Origin of the sequence: Kocuria salsicia, from assembly GCF_007681555.1 — a bacterium.
In the GTDB taxonomy this organism is placed as follows: domain Bacteria; phylum Actinomycetota; class Actinomycetes; order Actinomycetales; family Micrococcaceae; genus Kocuria; species Kocuria salsicia.
In genome coordinates this window covers 81,163-96,789 of the sequence record NZ_VELE01000006.1, presented here as the reverse complement: position 1 = coordinate 96,789, position 15,627 = coordinate 81,163, and the positions used below count along the sequence as shown (strand labels likewise).

Genomic DNA, 15,627 nt, shown 5'->3' with positions numbered 1-15,627 from the left:
CCACCTGCGCGAGGCGACCCAGCGGCGTCGTCCGCGCGGGGCCGTGGCGGGATCAGCCCGGGTTCATCGCCCGCGGCGCGCCCATTCCCGGGTCCACCTGCGTGGGGCCGCTGGCGGAGGGGCGGATGTCCACGTCGAAGATCTCCGTGGGCAGGTACACCGTGGCGCACGAGTTGGGGATGTCCACCACCCCGGAGAAGCGGCCCTCGATGGGCGCGGCGCCCAGCAGCAGGTACGCCTGCTCCTTGGACCAGCCGAACTTGGCGAGGTAGTCGATCGCGTGCAGGATCGCGCGCTGGTAGGACAGGTGCGAGTCCAGGTAGCGCTGCTCGCCGTCGAGCGTTACGGACGTGCCCGAGAACGCCAGCCACTCCGAGTAGACGGGACCGTTGCGCCCGGGCATGAAGATGGCGTTCTCGCTCACGCCGTAGGTGTCCATGCCGCCCTTGATTACGTCCACGTGGATGTCGATGAACCCGCCCATCTCGATGCCGCCGCAGAACGTGATCTCACCGTCCCCCTGGGAGAAGTGCAGGTCCCCCATGGAGAGGTTCGCCCCGGACACGTACACCGGGTAGAACACTCGTGAGCCCTTGGTGAAGTTCTTGATGTCCTGGTTGCCGCCGTTCTCGCGCGGGGGAGCCGTGCGGGCGCCCTCGCCGGCCACGCGGTCGAAGTCGGTACCGGTCAGCGAACCCAGGATCGCGGCGTCGGGTTCGGGTGGCAGAGCCAGCGGGGGCACGCGCTGCGGATCGGTGGCGATCAGATCGCCCTCGCGCTTGTTCCACGTTTTCAGCAGCTCGGAGGACGGCGCGGTGCCCATGAGACCGGGGTGGACCATGCCCGTGAACTTCACGCCGGGGATGTGCCGGGACGTGCACTCGCCGCCGCGGAAGTCCCACACGGCCTTGTAGGCGTCCGGGAACTGGTCCACCAGGAAGCTGCCGCCGTTCTTCTGCGCGAAGATCCCGGTGTAGCCCCAGCCCTGCCCGGCCAGCGGCCCCTCCTCCTGCGGAATGGGACCCACGTCCAGGATGTCCACGATCAGCAGGTCACCGGGCTCCGCGCCCTCGATTCGGAACGGCCCGGACAGTGCGTGCACCCGGTTCAGGGGTGCGTCCCTGATGTCGTCCGCGGAGTCGTCGTTCTTGATGGCGCCGTCGAACCACTCGCGGCAGTCGATGCGGTAGCTCTCGCCACGTTTGAGCGTGGCCACGGGCGGGATGTCCGGGTGCCAGCGGTTGTGGCCGGCCAGCTTCTGCTCGGTGAAGGGCTTGGTCGAGTCCAGCGGGAAAATCACTTCTGGCATGGTCCGTGACCTTTCTGGAGAGCCCCGCGGGCGGTTCCCGCGCGGCAGTGCGGGGAAGCTACGGCCGCGGCAGCTTCGCGTGCCGGGGGTCCCGGGTCACGGCCGGGGCCGCGCCGGGGGCGCCGAGCTGGCGGGGCAGGGATCGTACGACGTCTGGCGCGTCAGCCGTGCGGGCGGCGTCGTCAATCACGCGTGCCCGGGGAGAGTTCGCGCGGGACAGGCCCACAGCGGAGAACACGCGCCGTGCGTCCGCGCCGCACGCGGGACAGTCCTGGGAGCGCGGCACCTGCGCCATGGCGTGGTGGGCGTCGAACGGCCCGCAGGCCTCGCACCGGAACTCGTAGACGGGCATGGATGCTCCCTTCACGCGTGTAAGCCACAATACAACCCGGTCTGAAGAGGGGACAGGGCCGGGGGCTGCCCTGCGGGAGGCCGGACGTGCAGGGAGAGGTCCTGCCCCCGACAACGCAATATCCAGCGGCAGAGCCTCTCCGCAAACGCGGCGTTCCGCACCGCGCGTACCCGCCGCGCGCGGGGAGACGCGCGGGCGACGTCGTGCCCCACCCCCGCGCGTGCCGGTCAGTTCAGCGGACCCACCGCGGACTCGACCGTGCGCACCAGGCGCCCCGAGGCCACGTACTCCTCGGCGGCCTCGATCTCCGGCGCCATGAAACGGTCCTCACCGGGTGCGCCCACGCGGCCGTCCAGGTCCGCAATGACCGCCGACGCCGCCGCGCCCGGTTCCAGGGGAGCGCGCAGGGCGATTGCGCGGGTGGAGGTGAGCAGCTCGATGGCGAGCACGCGGCGCAGGTTCAGCACGGCCTGACGCAGCTTGCGGGCGGCGTGCCAGCCCATGGACACGTGGTCCTCCTGCATGGCCGAGCTGGGGATCGAGTCCACCGAGGCCGGCACCGCGAGGCGCTTCATGTCCGAGACCAGCCCGGCCTGGGTGTACTGGGCGATCATCAGCCCAGAGTCCGTGCCCGGGTCCTCCGCGAGGAATGGGGGCAGGCCGTGGGAGCGGGCCGGGTCCAGCATGCGGTCCGTGCGGCGCTCGGACATGGAGGCCAGGTCCGCGATGGGGATGGCCATGAAGTCCAGCACGTAGGCCACGGGGGCGCCGTGGAAGTTGCCGTTGGAGCTCACGGTGCCGTCGTCCAGCACCACGGGGTTGTCCACGGCCGCGGCGAGCTCCTGCTGCGCGACGTTCAGGGCGTACGCCGCGGTGTCCCGGCTGCCGCCCGCCACCTGGGGGGCGCAGCGCAGCGAGTAGGCGTCCTGCACGCGATTGTCACCCACGCGGTGGGAGGCCACGATGCCGGAGCCCTCCAGCACCTTGAGCATGTTCGCCGCGGCATACTTCTGGCTCGGGTGGGGGCGCAGCGGCTCGTGCAGCTCGGGGACGAACACGCGGTCCGTACCCAGCAGACCCTCCACCGAGAACGCGGCGGTGATGTCCGCGGCGGTGAGCAGGTTCTGCAGGTCCGCCAGCGCCATGATGAGCTGGCCCAGCATGCCGTCGGTGCCGTTGATCAGCGCCAGGCCCTCCTTCTCGGCGAGGATCACGGGCTCGATCCCGGCCTCGGCGAGCAGCTCGGGCACGGGGCGCTCGGTGCCGTCCGGTCCGACGGCGCGGCCCTCGCCCATGAGCACGAGCGCGCAGTGCGCGAGCGGGGCTAGATCCCCCGAGCAGCCAAGGGATCCGAACTCGTGCACCACCGGGGTGATGCCCGCGTTGAGCACGGCGAGCATCGTCTCCAGGGTCTCCACCCGGATGCCCGTGTGTCCGGACGCCAGGGTCTTGGCGCGCAGGAACATGAGCGCCCGCACCACTTCGCGATCCACGGTGGGCCCGGTGCCCGCGGCGTGGGAGCGCACCAGGGACTTCTGCAGCCGCGTGCGCTTCTCCAGCGGGATGTGCTTGTTGGCCAGCGCCCCGAAGCCGGTGGAGATGCCGTACGCGGGCACGTCCGACGCCGCCAGCTCGTCGATGTGGCGCCGCACCGTCGCGACGTGCTCGCGGGCTTCCCCGGTCAGCTCCACGCCGGCGTCGTGGCGGGCGACGGCGATCACGTCACCCACCGTGACGCCGGAGGATCCCAGCTGCACGGTGGTGGGGAGGTCGGTGTCGAAGAGAGTCATGGGGAAGGGTCCTTCCGGTCGGGAGTGGTTCGGGCGAAGTGTGTCAGGGCAGTCCGGGTGCCGCGCGCTAGGTGAGCAGCTTCACGAGGGGAGTGGCGATGAGAATGGTGAGGGCCACGCGCTCGAACCAGATGACCACCAGCGATCGGATGGAGACCGGGATCCTGGTGGCCAGGATGGAGGGCACGAGGGCGGAGAAGAAGATGATCGCCGAGACGCACACGATCGCGATCACCAGGCGCAGGACGAGCGACTCCTGCCCGGCCACGAGGGTTGCGGGGAGGAACATCTCCGCGATGCCCGTTGCCGAGGCCTTACCCGCAAGCAGGGGCTCCGGCAGGCCCACGATCCATGCGAACGGCACGAAGAGGTACCCCAGCCAGTCGAAGATCGGAGTGTAGCGGGCCAGCACCAGTCCGATCAGACCGATCGAGAGGATCGACGGGAGGATGGACATGGCCATTTTCAGACCGTCCCGCAGGTTGTCCCACACGTTGCGGCCCAGGCTGGGGGCGGTGTGCAGGGCCTCGCGTGCCTCGGCCCATGCGTGGTGAAACCGCCGCCCGGTGACCAGCTTCTCCGGCTGGTGCTCCACGCCGGGGTACGGGTCGTCCGGAATGCGACTCAGCGGAGGAATCCGCACGGTGATGGCGGTGACCAGGAAGGTGACCACCAGGGCCAGCCAGAAGTAGAGCAGCCAGTGGTCCATGAGGTCCAGGGCCTTGGCCACGATCACCATGAAGCTCGCGGACACGGTGGAGAAGCCCGTGGCGATGATGGCGGCTTCCCGCGCCGTGTAGCGGCCCTCCCGGTAGACGCGGTCGGTGAGCAGGAGTGCCAGGGAGTAGCTGCCCACGAAGGACGCCACTGCGTCGATGGCCGAGCGGCCCGGGGTGCGCCACACCGGGCGCATGACCGGCTGCAGGAACACCCCGATGAACTCCATGAGCCCGTACCCGATCAGCAGGGCCAGGAACACGGAGCCGATGGGCACGATCAGACCCACCGGGATCACCAGGGAGTTGAAGAGGAACGGGCCCATGTCCTTGGCCATGAGCCAGTCCGGGCCCACACCGAAGACCAGGGCGCAGCCGACCACCAGACCCAGGATGTTCAGGAGTGCGAACACCATCTTCACAGGGGAGGCCCGCCAGGAGCCCGTGACGAACGGGAACACCGTCCCGGCGAGAATCACCGCCAGCGCGTAATAGGGCACGGCGGCGCCCACATTCTCCCGGAGCCACGTGACAATGTGATCCAGCGGAATGGTGCTCTTGCCGCCGATGGTGACGGGCACGAAGAACATGAAAATGCCGATGGCGCTGTAGAGCACGAAGCGCAGCACGTCGGCGCGGCGGGTGCGCGCGGGTTCCTGGAGTGTGCTCATGTCACGTCCTCGTGATGGGTGGATCGCGGGTGGTGGTCGTGTGCCGCGTGGTGCGGCAGTGCCGGGCAAGAACCCGATCCGGGAGGCCCCGCGGCACATCGCGGGGCCTCCGGCTCAGATCTCCCGGCGGCCCGCCCGCCACACGCCCCACGTGAGGGGCATGCCGGGGCGGTAGGCCAGGTGCACGGCCTGTGGGGCGTCCAGCACGTGCAGGTCCGCGCGCGTTCCCACCGCGAGGTGGCCCACGGCGGGGCGGTCCGGGGTGGAGACGTCCCGACGCAGCGCTTTGGCACCGCCGAGCGTGGCCGCGCGGATCGCCTCGTCCACCGTGAGCTTCATCTGCAGCACGGCGGTGGCCATGCAGAAGTTCATGGAGGTGGTGTAGCTGGTGCCGGGGTTGCAGTTGGAGGCGATCGCCACGGTGGCACCCGCGTCCAGCAGGTCACGGGCCGGGGCCAGCGGGGCGCGGGTGGAGAGGTCGCACGCCGGCAGCACGGTGGCCACGGTGTCCGAGCCGGCCAGCGCCGCCACGTCCTCGTCCGAGAGGAAGTTGCAGTGGTCCACGGACGCCGCCCCCAGCTCCACGGCCAGGGACACACCCTCACCGGGGCCGATCTGGTTGCCGTGCACCCGCAGCCCGAGCCCCGCCTCCCGGCACGCCTCCAGCACGCGGCGGGACTGCTCCGGATTGAACGCGCCGCGCTCGCAGAACACGTCCGCCCACTGCACGTACGGGGTCACGGCCTCGAGCATGGGCCCGCACACCGTCTCCACGTACTCGTCCGCGTCCACACCCTCGGGCACCAGGTGGGCGCCCAGGAACGTGACCTCGTCCGCGGCGTCCGCGGCGATCTTCGCGGCGCGCAGCTCCTGCTCGACGTCCAGGCCGTAGCCCGTCTTCGTCTCCAGGTAGGTGGTGCCACCGGCCACGGCATCCCGCACGCGCCCGGCCACGAGCCCGCGCAGGGTCTCGTCGCTGGCTTCCCGGGTGGCGTTCGTGGTCACGCCGATGCCGCCCGCCGCGTATGCCTCACCGGCCATACGCGCCGCGAATTCCTCCCCGCGGTCCCCGGCGAACACCAGGTGCGTGTGCGAGTCCACCCAGCCGGGCAGCACCGCGCGTCCCTCCACGCCCACGGCGCGGTCCGCCGCGGGCGCCTCGGAAGCGCGACCCACCCACGCAATCAGCCCGTTCTCGACGACGACGGCCGCGTCCCTGAGCACGGAGTCCTCGCCGCGGGCGGGGTCCACGGTGTGCAGCTCGCCGATGCCGGTGATGAGCTCGCTCACTGGTCCGCGTCCCGGGTGGTGGCGAGGTCGTTGTGCATGGGGATGTTGACGCCGCGCTCGTCCGCCACCTGGATGGCACGCTCGTAGCCGGCGTCCGCGTGGCGGATCACGCCCATGCCGGGGTCGTTGGTGAGCAGGCGCTCGAGCTTCTCGGCCGCGAGATCCGTGCCGTCCGCCACGGAGACCTGGCCTGCGTGGATCGACCGGCCGATGCCCACGCCGCCGCCGTGGTGGATGGACACCCAGGTGGCGCCCGAGGACGCGGCGGTCAGCGCGTTGAGCAGGGGCCAGTCCGCGATCGCGTCCGAACCGTCCTTCATGGACTCGGTCTCGCGGTAGGGCGAGGCCACCGAACCGGAGTCCAGGTGGTCGCGGCCGATCACGATGGGCGCGGAGACCTTGCCCTCGGCCACGAGCTGGTTGAAGAGCAGCCCGGCCTTGTGGCGCTCGCCGTAGCCCAGCCAGCAGATGCGCGCGGGCAGGCCCTCGAACTCCACGTGCTCCTGCGCGGCGTCGATCCACTCGTGCAGGTGCTTGTTGTCCGGGAAGAGCTCCTTGATCGCGTTGTCCGTGACCTCGATGTCCTTGGGGTTACCGGAGAGCGCCACCCAGCGGAAGGGGCCGAGGCCCTCGCAGAACAGCGGTCGGATGTACGCCGGGACGAAGCCCGGGAACTCGAACGCGCGGGTGTAGCCGGCGTGGCGGGCCTCGTCCCGGATGGAGTTGCCGTAGTCGAAGACCTCGGCGCCCTCGTCCTGGAACTCGACCATCGACTGCACCTGCGCGGCCATGGCCTCGCGGGCCTTCTTGGTGAAGCCGATCGGGTCCGCCTTGGCCTCCGCATCCCACTGCTCCACGGTGAACTCGGTGGGCAGGTAGGACAGGGGATCGTGCGCGGAGGTCTGGTCGGTCACGACGTCCACGGAGATCTCGCCCGCGCGGTGGCGGCGCAGCAGCTCCGGGAACACGTCCGCGGCGTTGCCCAAGTACCCCACGGACAACGCGCGGTGCTCGTTCTTGGCTGCCATGACCTTGGCGAGCGCGGTGTCCAGGTCCGTCTCCACCTCGTCCAGGTAGCGCTTGGACTGGCGGCGCTTCAGGCGGGTCTCGTCCACGTCCACGACGAGGCACGCGCCGCCGTTGAGCGTCACCGCGAGCGGCTGGGCACCTCCCATGCCACCGCAGCCGCCGGTGATGGTCAGAGTGCCGGCGAGGGTGGCCTCGGGGATGCGCCCCTCCTCGTGCATCTTGCGGGCGACGGCGTAGAACGTCTCGTAGGTGCCCTGCAGGATGCCCTGCGTGGCGATGTAGATCCAGGACCCGGCGGTCATCTGGCCGTACATCATGAGACCTTCGTCCTCGAGCTTGCGGAACTCGGGCCACGTGGCCCAGTCGCCCACCAGGTTGGAGTTGGCGATCAGCACGCGCGGGGCCCACTTGTGCGTGCGAAACACGCCAACCGGCTTGCCGGACTGGACCAGCAGGGTCTCGTCGTCCTCCAACTCCTTGAGGGTCTTCACGATGGCGTCGAATGCCTCCCAGCTGCGGGCCGCGCGGCCGGTGCCGCCGTAGACCACCAGGTCGTCAGGACGCTCGGCGACCTCGGGGTCCAGGTTGTTCATCAGCATGCGCATGGGCGCTTCGGTCTGCCAGCTCTTGGCGCTGATGTCGGCGCCGCGGGGTGCGCGGACGGGGCGGGCGTTGGGCAGTGCCATGAGGTGCCTCCTGGTGCGGGTCGGTCCGGGGCGTGCGGGCTGCGGACGGCGAATGAGTCCATGGGACCACGGACGGTGACGGGGGTCACGGGTTCCGGAGGGGGTTGTGTCTGGGATCCCAGACAGAGGCGCGGGGCAAAACCCTTATAGCTCTACTGCAATGCGAAATAACTTGTAAGTGTGGATGAGCCGATCATCGCGCCGTCAGCGTTGAAGCATGGACTCGCGGAGGCTGACATTCTCCACGCCATGCCTGTCCGTCGGAAATATCTGAGGTGATGACCATGCCCCGAACTGTGGAGGAGATCCTCGCGCACGCCGATGAGCTGGCCGCGCGCTTCGAGCAGTACGAGGCGCGGCCCGAGGACGAGCTGGACGTGGATGCAATCACGGCTCTGCGCGCGGCCGTTGCGGAACAGTCTGTTGCGGAACGTCATGTCATCGACGCCGTGCGCACGGCTCGCCACGCGGGCATGTCATGGGCTGCAATCGGCACTTTCGTCGGAACGACCGGTGAGGCCGCTCGGCAGCGGTACACCCGGCTCGTGGCGTGATGGTGGGGCCCGCGTCAACAAAGTCATAACCCACAACAGTTAGATGTACCGAAGGAAAAATAGTGCACTAGCGCTGGCCCTGTCTACGTCGCTATGATGGACGGGTATGGTTTTGGCCAAGGGAGACCATCGGGGCGGTATCCAAAACGTGTAGGGCACACGTGAAGCTCACGTGGAGTAGGTTGTTCGACAGGCAATCAACTGGTTCACGGAGCATGCAATTCGGGTAGAGCGTATATTATGCGATTGAAATTCTGCGAGGCCAAAATAGCAAAAAAACATAAGTGCCTAATGAAGATTGTGAAAGTTACGTAACTCTGAACTATATAAGTTTTTTAAAAAGTTCCTGCAATTCCTCATTGCCGTCGCTGGGACTAGAATATTCGCTAGGTGCGGGCATGAAGTAGCCATCTTGTGCGCGGTCTGCACGCCGCATCTCCTCCAGGTCTTCCAGACTTTCAATTTTTTCACTTAGTGCCTCTGAATCGATCTCATATCCGTTGATATGTGCGAGCATTTCAAGGTCGTCCAGGAGCGATCTCATTAGCTCAGGATCATTTTCCTGATCTATACTCTCCAATTCCCAATCAAATACATTTTGGATTTGAACTTTCGCAAGTTGATCCAAGTAATCTTCGCGAAATACATCCGGCAACTCAAAGTAAGCCTCCAAGCCATCTAAATCATCCATTTCCTCAATGGCCAGACGTGCAAGTGGGAAAGCGTATTTTTCAAAATGGGGTAGTTCAAGATCAGTTGCTAGAAGACTAGAAAGCTTGAAAATTGACGAAGTACGCATGTAATTACGCTGACCGAGCACCTGCAGTAGCCCATCGAGCTGCTGATATAGGAAACTCTCAGATTCAATAGTGGGTAATTTTGAGTCAAAACATACGGTAGCAAGCCTTATCAAAACTTCAATTTTTTCTTGTGAATTCTGTTTCTTTCGGGTTGCCCGTTCGAGGTCCTTTTTAGCCAGATAAGCGGAAATTTGGTCGATTTCATTCGATCTACGCTTGAAAGATTGGGTCAGAAACACCTTGGGGCTAGTGTTCGTTCTAGTAATTTTAGAACCTAATAAATTGGCAAGACGCAACAAATAATTCAATTGTTTTAGAGATGACAACTTATCCAGATTCATATCGAAATAAGCTGGATCGTTTAATAGATCTAGCAAAAAATCCCGGCGACTAGCATCAAAGAGTGTAATTGTGTCGACGACCCCAGGATTTTTCTGCTTATTTTTAGAGACAAGGCGCACCCATGTATTTTCAAGGACTTTGAGGGCGGAATTCCACTCTCGAGCATCTGTGAAGCTGACAAATTCCCTTAGTTCTTCCAGTGAAATCATGGAGGGGGGACAGCTCGCGATCTGAAACAAAATGTCTACAGCTGTGGTTGAAAGCTGACGGAAACTGCCGGACCAGATATCTTCAGGATGGTCAAGGGAATGCATGAGGGTAGCATAAAATGAGTCAATATTCTTGTGGTCCTGCCGCAAGATTACTGACTCTAATACGCGCGGATTGAAACCTTGATGATCGACCACATCGCGATATCGAACATCATGCGCAAGCAATCGACGTGACGTTTTATCTGAAAACCCAAAATGTAAGTGGTTGAATAATATTTGAGCCCGCTTGCTTCGATCTATCTCTTTTAATTCAACCCGCATTTTCGCGCGGTCTTTAGCAATTCGACGTGCCCTATCGTCTCCCCCTGACTCGACCTGTCCGAGTACCTGTTCCCTGGTCGTCAATATGAGTAATTTCTTTCCTTGGCTTTTTCGAACCAAATCCATCAATGCGAGAATTTCAGGAGCCTCGTTTTTCTGCATCTCAGCGACATTGGTTTGACCCAAAAAGTCATCGTAAAAAAATACAATCTTTTCGTCCTGGACCTTGAGGTTTCTCCATGCCTCCTGGATGTCAGAAGCTATATTTACCACCGTCCAGCCTTGGTTCCAAAGGGCCAGCAGCATCATTTCTGCCAGGGTACTTTTGCCCACGCCAGGGGCGCCGGAAATTATTACTACAGACTCTTGCTTTAAGATGTCCGAAGCTTGAGCATATGCGGGCGTGTGTACATAAAGCTTGACACGCTCGCTGACTCGTTGCAACAGCTCCTCGCTCCGCTTCCATAAAGCTGCGTCAATGATGTTGCCGAGCACGGTTGCGCTCGACAACCAGAGTTTAAAGTGGGATTCTTCTACATGCGGTTGGCGCGCTAAGGCTGCGTTCAACGAACCTTGATGCCAAACTGAATCGGAATCTACGGGGAGGGGCGCTAGGGCTAATTTCACCTGTTGCTCTACGGCGGGGGTCATGGGTGCTGACACGACGAAGTAATACTTGCTAAGGTTTTTGTTTTGCCAGCGATCAGGGCTGGTTTCCGCTTTGGCCATTGCAGCCAGCTCGCCTTTTTTTGCGTCGGGGCGGTGTTTGCATTGAGCTATAATTTCTTGATTATGGCTCGTGTCACGCAGATCCACCCCACCATCCGGGCCCACGGCGAAGCTCACGAAGCGCGTTCCAAGGTCGGCGTTGAGTAGATCTCGGACGAACTGTTCAAAATCGATGGGGGAGAGGGAGCGGAAGTCGTAGTCGGACATGGCGGTAATGATAGGCGAAGTGCAGGTGTGTCGCTGTTGACGCCACCCTAAGTGAGCGAAACCCGCTTCTCTTTAAGTGGGATTGGATCGGCCCTTGCGGCGAACGCACTAGCTGAGTCACCCAACTGTCAGCCCCCAACCCCCGGCACCGCCCCGTGCAAGCGCCGAGTCAGCGCCTCCGCTGTCCGCCGCACGTGCCCCACCAGCTCTGCCCGCCGCTCGTCGTCGATCTTGTGCCCTAGGAACGTGAGCGCCACCCCCGCCACCGGCAGTCCCCGATGGTCGTGGGCCGCCACTGCCACGGATGCGAAGTTCGGCGTCACGTCCCCCTCTTCCACGGCCCAGCCGCGCTCACGGGTCCGCTCCAGTTCGGCGCGCAGTTGACCCGGCGTCGTGATCGCCGTGCTCTCCCAGCGCGACGCGAACGAGCCCCGGTCCGGGTACAGCGCCCGCACTTGAGCCGCAGGCAGGCCCGCGAGCATCGACCGCCCACTCGCCGTGAGGTGCGCCGGGATGCGCACCCCCACGTTCGTCACCAGCGACGGCTTGTACGGCGCCCGCTCCTCCACCACGTAGACCACGTCCCGCCCGTGCATCACCGCCAGGTGCGCGTTCTCGCCCACCGCGTCCACGAGAGCGCGCAGCAGCGGCTCGCCCAGCCGCGCCATCGGGTCCTGCCGCGTGTACGCAGAGGACAACTCGAACGCCGCGATCCCCAACCCGTACAGCCGCTCCTCCGGCAGGTGGACCACGAACCCCTGCTCCGTCATGACCGCCAGCAGGTGGTACACGCTGGACCGCGGCAGCTCCAGCGCCGTCGCAATTGACGACGCCGCCACCGGCCCCTTCCGCGACGCCAGGAACCGCAGGATCCGCAGCGTGTTCTGCGCCGCGGGGACTTTCGCTCCGGTCATCGCGTTTCCTCCGGTCGGTGGTGGTGTTCGACGACGCCGCACGGTCACCCTGCGCGCACCCCGGCCGTCTCCACCGTGCCGCGCCCCACCCCGAAGAGCTGGTGAGCGGCGCCGTCGACGTCGTGTGTCGTACGATCTGCGTGTCTGGAATACCAGACGATATCTGGTGTCGGGATGCCCCGCGATCCCCGGTGATGGGCTTGTGTGGAGCAGAAGGTAATTCAGATCACACGCGAGTACCGCGAGGCGGCCCGGGGAGGCGGCACTGCGGGGGAGGACGCTGCATGACGACCACCCGGATCACACCGCCGAACCCCGAGGTGTGGAGCGGCAGGACGGACGGGGACACCCCCGAGCACCTGCGCTGGCACCAGAGGGTGCGCCCCGCAAGGAGCGACCAGGGCGGCGCCAGTGCGGAGGCGCCCGCCGTCGAACTCGTTGGCTTCTCCTGCGACGAGGGTGTGCGCCGCAACAAGGGCCGCGTGGGTGCCTCCGAGGGGCCCGACGCCCTGCGCGCCGCTCTCGCCCCGCTCGCCCTCCATGCCGATGTCGGCATCCACGACGCCGGCACCGTGGTGGTCCCGGACCGTGACCTGGAGGGCGGCCAGGACACCCTGGGCAACGAGGTCGCAAAGCTCCTGGACACAGGCAATCCCGTGGTGGTCCTGGGCGGCGGGCACGACACCGCGTGGGGCAGCTACCTGGGCCGCATCCGCAGCGACCGTCTGCGGGGCCAGCGGGTGGGCGTGCTGAACCTGGATGCCCACTTCGACCTCCGCCAGGCGGACGAGCCCTCATCCGGCACCCCGTTCCTGCAGATGGCACAGGCGGACCAGGCGGCCGGCCGCGAGTTCGACTACACCGTGCTGGGCATCAGCGAGCCCAACAACACCGGGATCCTGTTCCGCACGGCGGAGGAGCTGGGCGTCGAGTTCCTCACGGACGAGCAGTGCCAGCCCCGCCACCTCGACGCCGTCCTGGAGGTCGTGGACCGCCTCGTCGAGCGTGTGGACGCAATCCACCTGAGCATTGACCTGGACGTCCTCCCCGCTTCCGTGGCTCCCGGTGTGAGCGCCCCGGCGGGATACGGTGTCCCCGTGGAGACCATCCAGGCCGTGTGCCACCGGGTGGCCCGCAGCGGCAAGCTTGTGCTGGTGGACGTCGTGGAGCTGCTGCCCCGCCTGGACGTGGACGGCCGCACCGCCCGCACCGCCGCGCGCCTCATCACCACCCTGGCGCACGACGTCCTGAGCACGACACCCACCCCACCGACCGGCCGCGCCGGGAACACCACAGGAGAGCGCCATGAGTAGTCCCGCGTCCCCATCGCCCGCACCGCAGAGCCCGGCTCCACAGGCGTCTGCGCACGAGACCCACACCCTGGCCCGCGGTCTGAGCATGCGCCACATCCAGTTCATCGCGCTGGGCTCGGCGATCGGCACGGGGCTGTTCTACGGCTCGGCGACCGCCATCCAGATGGCTGGTCCCGCCGTGATCGTGGCCTACGTGCTCGCGGGTGCGGCGGTGTACATGGTCATGCGCGCCCTGGGTGAGATGGCCGTGCGCCACCCCGTGCCCGGCTCCTTCGGTCAGTACGCCGCCCGCTACCTGGGCCCGTTCGCGGGCTTTGTGACGGGCTGGACGTTCGTGTTCGAGATGATAGTGGTGGCCATCGCGGACGTCACCGCGTTCGGCGTCTACATGGGCTTCTGGTTCCCGGACACGCCCCGCTGGATCTGGGTGGCCGCGGTGATCCTGTTCATCGCCGCGATCAACACCCGCAACGTGAAGATCTTCGGTGAGCTCGAGTTCTGGCTGACCATCGTCAAGGTGGGCGCCATCCTCGCGATGATCGCCGGCGGCATCGCGCTGATGGTCATCGGTGTCTCGTTCGCCCCGGGGGAGACCGTGGGCCCGCAGAACCTCGTGGACCACGGCGGGTTCATGCCCAACGGCGTGGGCGGTCTGCTGGCCGCGCTGTCCGTGGTGGTCTTCGCGTTCGGCGGCATCGAGACCATCGGCATCACCGCCGGTGAGGCGGGCGATCCCGCGCGCTCCATCCCCAAGGCCGTCAACGCCGTGCCCGCGCGCATCATGCTGTTCTACGTGGGCACCATGGTGGTCATCATGTCCCTGGTCCCGTGGAACCAGATCACCGGGGACGCCAGCCCGTTCGTGCAGATCTTCTCCGCCCTCGGCATCCCCGCCGCCCCCGCGATCCTCAACGTGGTGGTGATCGTGGCGGCGATCTCCGCGATCAACGCGGACACCTTCGGCGCCGGGCGCATGCTCTTCGGCCTCGCCGAGCAGGGTCAGGCCCCCCGGGCGTTCACCAAGGTCTCGCGCAACGGCGTGCCCTGGCTGACCGTGGTGGTCATGGGTGTGGCCCTGGGCATCGGCGCGGTACTCAACGCGGTGATCCCGGAGAACGTGTTCCTGGTGATCGCCTCGATCGCCACGTTTGCCACCGTGTGGGTGTGGCTCATGATCCTCTTCTCGCACATCGCCATGCGCCGCGAGATCGAGAAGAAGGGCCGCCCGGAGTCCGCGTTCAAGGTGCCGCTGTGGCCCGTGGCCTCGTGGGTGGCCACCGCCGCTATCCTCTTCGTGATCGTGCTCCTCGGCTGGTTCCCGGACACCCGGGTAGCGCTGATCGTGGGAGCCGTGTGGCTCGTGCTGCTCGGCGTGGGCTATGTCCTGTTCGTGAGGGGCAACGGCCGCAACCGTCCGCACCTCGACGACCACACCGCACTGATCACCCTGCCGCGCACCTGATCAGCCCCGGAGAGAGCCCCGGCCCGTCAGCGAGCCGGGGCTCTTTCATGCCCGGGAGACGACGCCGCACGCCCGGCCCCTCGCGCTGCCTCGCCCTCTCGGGCGCAAGCCACCGGGCGACCACGGGGGGCTGGGAGCGGTGGCGTCGTGCGCGGGAGCGGGCGCTGCGCCTCCAGGGGCAGCGCACCGCCGCAGCATGGGGCCGCCCGTTCAGTGGCTCACGCCCGCGGCCACGAGGGTGGCGGCGCCCCGGATGCGGTCCGTGAGGGTGCGCTCCTCCGTGCGCCCCTGCCGCGCGCGGTTGAGCTCCGCGAGCGAACTGGTGACGATCATGCGTGCCCCCACCTCCAGGTGTGCGACGTGCCGGGGGGACACCTCGTCCAGGCACCCGCCCAGCACCCGGGCGATGTGCTCCTCCAGCTTCTCCACCAGGGCGAGCACCTCTGCTCGGTGGGGCAGCTCCTCCCCGAACAGGATCTCCCGCGCGATCCATGCCGTGGTCTCCGGCCAGTGCAGGGACATCTCGAAGAACGGGGAGAGCAACTCCACGATCCGCTCCACGACCGCGGCGGGGGACTGCCTGCCCGGGGCCAGCGGAGTGGCCACCACGGTGGTGATGTGCTCCGCCCACAGGCTCTCCGTGACCATCATGAGCAGCTCCGCCTTGGTGGCGGCGTACTGGAACACCGTTCCGGCGGCCACGTCCGCGCGGGCGGCCACCTCACTCATGGACATCTGCGCGTAGCCCTTCTCGCTGATGAGCGAGCGCGCCGAGCGCAGGATCCTGGCCCGCTTCTCCGCTTTGGCACGGGCCCGGCGGCCGGTGGTCGGGGGCGTTGCGCCAGCCGCGCGGCGGGGCGCGGGCGGCGTCGTCCCCCGAATGTTTTCGGGGGACTGCGACGAAGGCTGGGCTGAAGTGTGCACGAAAAT

Annotated in this window: 12 protein-coding genes; 3 read left to right on the top strand and 9 right to left on the bottom strand. The window is 66.2% G+C overall.

Translation table 11 applies throughout. The features are described 5' to 3' along the window. Positions 1-52 precede the first annotated feature (52 nt). The 6 genes from fmdA to FS770_RS09700 all read right to left on the bottom strand — a co-directional run bounded on the left by fmdA (position 53) and on the right by FS770_RS09700 (position 7,843). Positions 53-1,309, bottom strand: a complete 1,257-nt coding sequence (gene fmdA, locus FS770_RS09725) for a formamidase (protein ID WP_145011445.1) — start codon at positions 1,307-1,309, stop codon at positions 53-55. 58 nt (positions 1,310-1,367) lie between these two features. Next, a complete protein-coding gene (locus FS770_RS09720) occupies positions 1,368-1,661 on the bottom strand; it encodes an FmdB family zinc ribbon protein (RefSeq protein ID WP_145011442.1) in 294 nt (97 codons plus the stop codon). Positions 1,662-1,888: 227 nt separating this feature from the next. Next, the gene (hutH, locus tag FS770_RS09715) at positions 1,889-3,451 is read right to left on the bottom strand and encodes a histidine ammonia-lyase (protein ID WP_145011439.1); all 1,563 of its coding nucleotides are present in this window, start codon (positions 3,449-3,451) and stop codon (positions 1,889-1,891) included. Positions 3,452-3,518: 67 nt separating this feature from the next. Next, entirely contained in the window at positions 3,519-4,838 is a 1,320-nt protein-coding gene (locus tag FS770_RS09710; protein ID WP_145011435.1) for a YjiH family protein, read from the bottom strand. A 114-nt stretch (positions 4,839-4,952) separates the two neighbouring features. Beyond that, positions 4,953-6,128, bottom strand: a complete 1,176-nt coding sequence (hutI, locus tag FS770_RS09705; protein ID WP_145011432.1) for an imidazolonepropionase — start codon at positions 6,126-6,128, stop codon at positions 4,953-4,955. Further along, positions 6,125-7,843: a urocanate hydratase gene (locus FS770_RS09700; protein WP_145011429.1), complete on the bottom strand. Its 1,719-nt coding sequence runs from the start codon at positions 7,841-7,843 to the stop codon at positions 6,125-6,127. Before FS770_RS09700 ends, hutI begins: the two co-directional genes overlap by 4 nt. 284 nt (positions 7,844-8,127) lie before the next feature. Here FS770_RS09700 and FS770_RS09695 point away from each other — a divergent pair, with 284 nt between their 5' ends. Continuing rightward, positions 8,128-8,397 carry a hypothetical protein gene (locus FS770_RS09695; RefSeq protein ID WP_244944861.1) on the top strand — a complete coding sequence of 90 codons (270 nt, stop codon included), beginning with the start codon at positions 8,128-8,130 and terminating at the stop codon, positions 8,395-8,397. Positions 8,398-8,719: 322 nt separating this feature from the next. Here FS770_RS09695 and FS770_RS09690 read toward each other — a convergent pair whose 3' ends face one another. Continuing rightward, positions 8,720-11,008 (bottom strand): nSTAND3 domain-containing NTPase, encoded by a 2,289-nt coding sequence (locus FS770_RS09690; protein WP_145011422.1) that lies wholly within the window; start codon positions 11,006-11,008, stop codon positions 8,720-8,722. Between the two features lie 128 nt (positions 11,009-11,136). Next, positions 11,137-11,922, bottom strand: a complete 786-nt coding sequence (locus FS770_RS09685) for an IclR family transcriptional regulator (RefSeq protein WP_145011419.1) — start codon at positions 11,920-11,922, stop codon at positions 11,137-11,139. Between the two features lie 284 nt (positions 11,923-12,206). On the opposite strand from FS770_RS09685, the gene hutG reads away from it, so the two are divergent. Further along, a complete protein-coding gene (hutG, locus tag FS770_RS09680) occupies positions 12,207-13,235 on the top strand; it encodes a formimidoylglutamase (RefSeq protein WP_144943034.1) in 1,029 nt (342 codons plus the stop codon). Further along, the gene (locus FS770_RS09675) at positions 13,228-14,697 is read left to right on the top strand and encodes an amino acid permease (protein WP_145011416.1); all 1,470 of its coding nucleotides are present in this window, start codon (positions 13,228-13,230) and stop codon (positions 14,695-14,697) included. The genes hutG and FS770_RS09675 overlap by 8 nt, the downstream gene beginning before the upstream one ends. Before the next feature lie 210 nt (positions 14,698-14,907). Here FS770_RS09675 and FS770_RS09670 read toward each other — a convergent pair whose 3' ends face one another. Further along, positions 14,908-15,621 carry a TetR/AcrR family transcriptional regulator gene (locus tag FS770_RS09670; protein WP_232300186.1) on the bottom strand — a complete coding sequence of 238 codons (714 nt, stop codon included), beginning with the start codon at positions 15,619-15,621 and terminating at the stop codon, positions 14,908-14,910. Positions 15,622-15,627 lie beyond the last annotated feature (6 nt).

Bases quoted from the DNA above. Each gene is read 5' to 3' on its own strand.
- fmdA (WP_145011445.1), bottom strand. From the start codon at position 1,309: ATGCCAGAAGTGATTTTCCCGCTGGACTCGACCAAGCCCTTCACCGAG.
- FS770_RS09720 (WP_145011442.1), bottom strand. From the start codon at position 1,661: ATGCCCGTCTACGAGTTCCGGTGCGAGGCCTGCGGGCCGTTCGACGCC.
- hutH (WP_145011439.1), bottom strand. From the start codon at position 3,451: ATGACTCTCTTCGACACCGACCTCCCCACCACCGTGCAGCTGGGATCC.
- FS770_RS09710 (WP_145011435.1), bottom strand. From the start codon at position 4,838: ATGAGCACACTCCAGGAACCCGCGCGCACCCGCCGCGCCGACGTGCTG.
- FS770_RS09700 (WP_145011429.1), bottom strand. From the start codon at position 7,843: ATGGCACTGCCCAACGCCCGCCCCGTCCGCGCACCCCGCGGCGCCGAC.
- FS770_RS09695 (WP_244944861.1), top strand. From the start codon at position 8,128: ATGCCCCGAACTGTGGAGGAGATCCTCGCGCACGCCGATGAGCTGGCC.
- FS770_RS09690 (WP_145011422.1), bottom strand. From the start codon at position 11,008: ATGTCCGACTACGACTTCCGCTCCCTCTCCCCCATCGATTTTGAACAG.
- FS770_RS09685 (WP_145011419.1), bottom strand. From the start codon at position 11,922: ATGACCGGAGCGAAAGTCCCCGCGGCGCAGAACACGCTGCGGATCCTG.
- hutG (WP_144943034.1), top strand. From the start codon at position 12,207: ATGACGACCACCCGGATCACACCGCCGAACCCCGAGGTGTGGAGCGGC.
- FS770_RS09675 (WP_145011416.1), top strand. From the start codon at position 13,228: ATGAGTAGTCCCGCGTCCCCATCGCCCGCACCGCAGAGCCCGGCTCCA.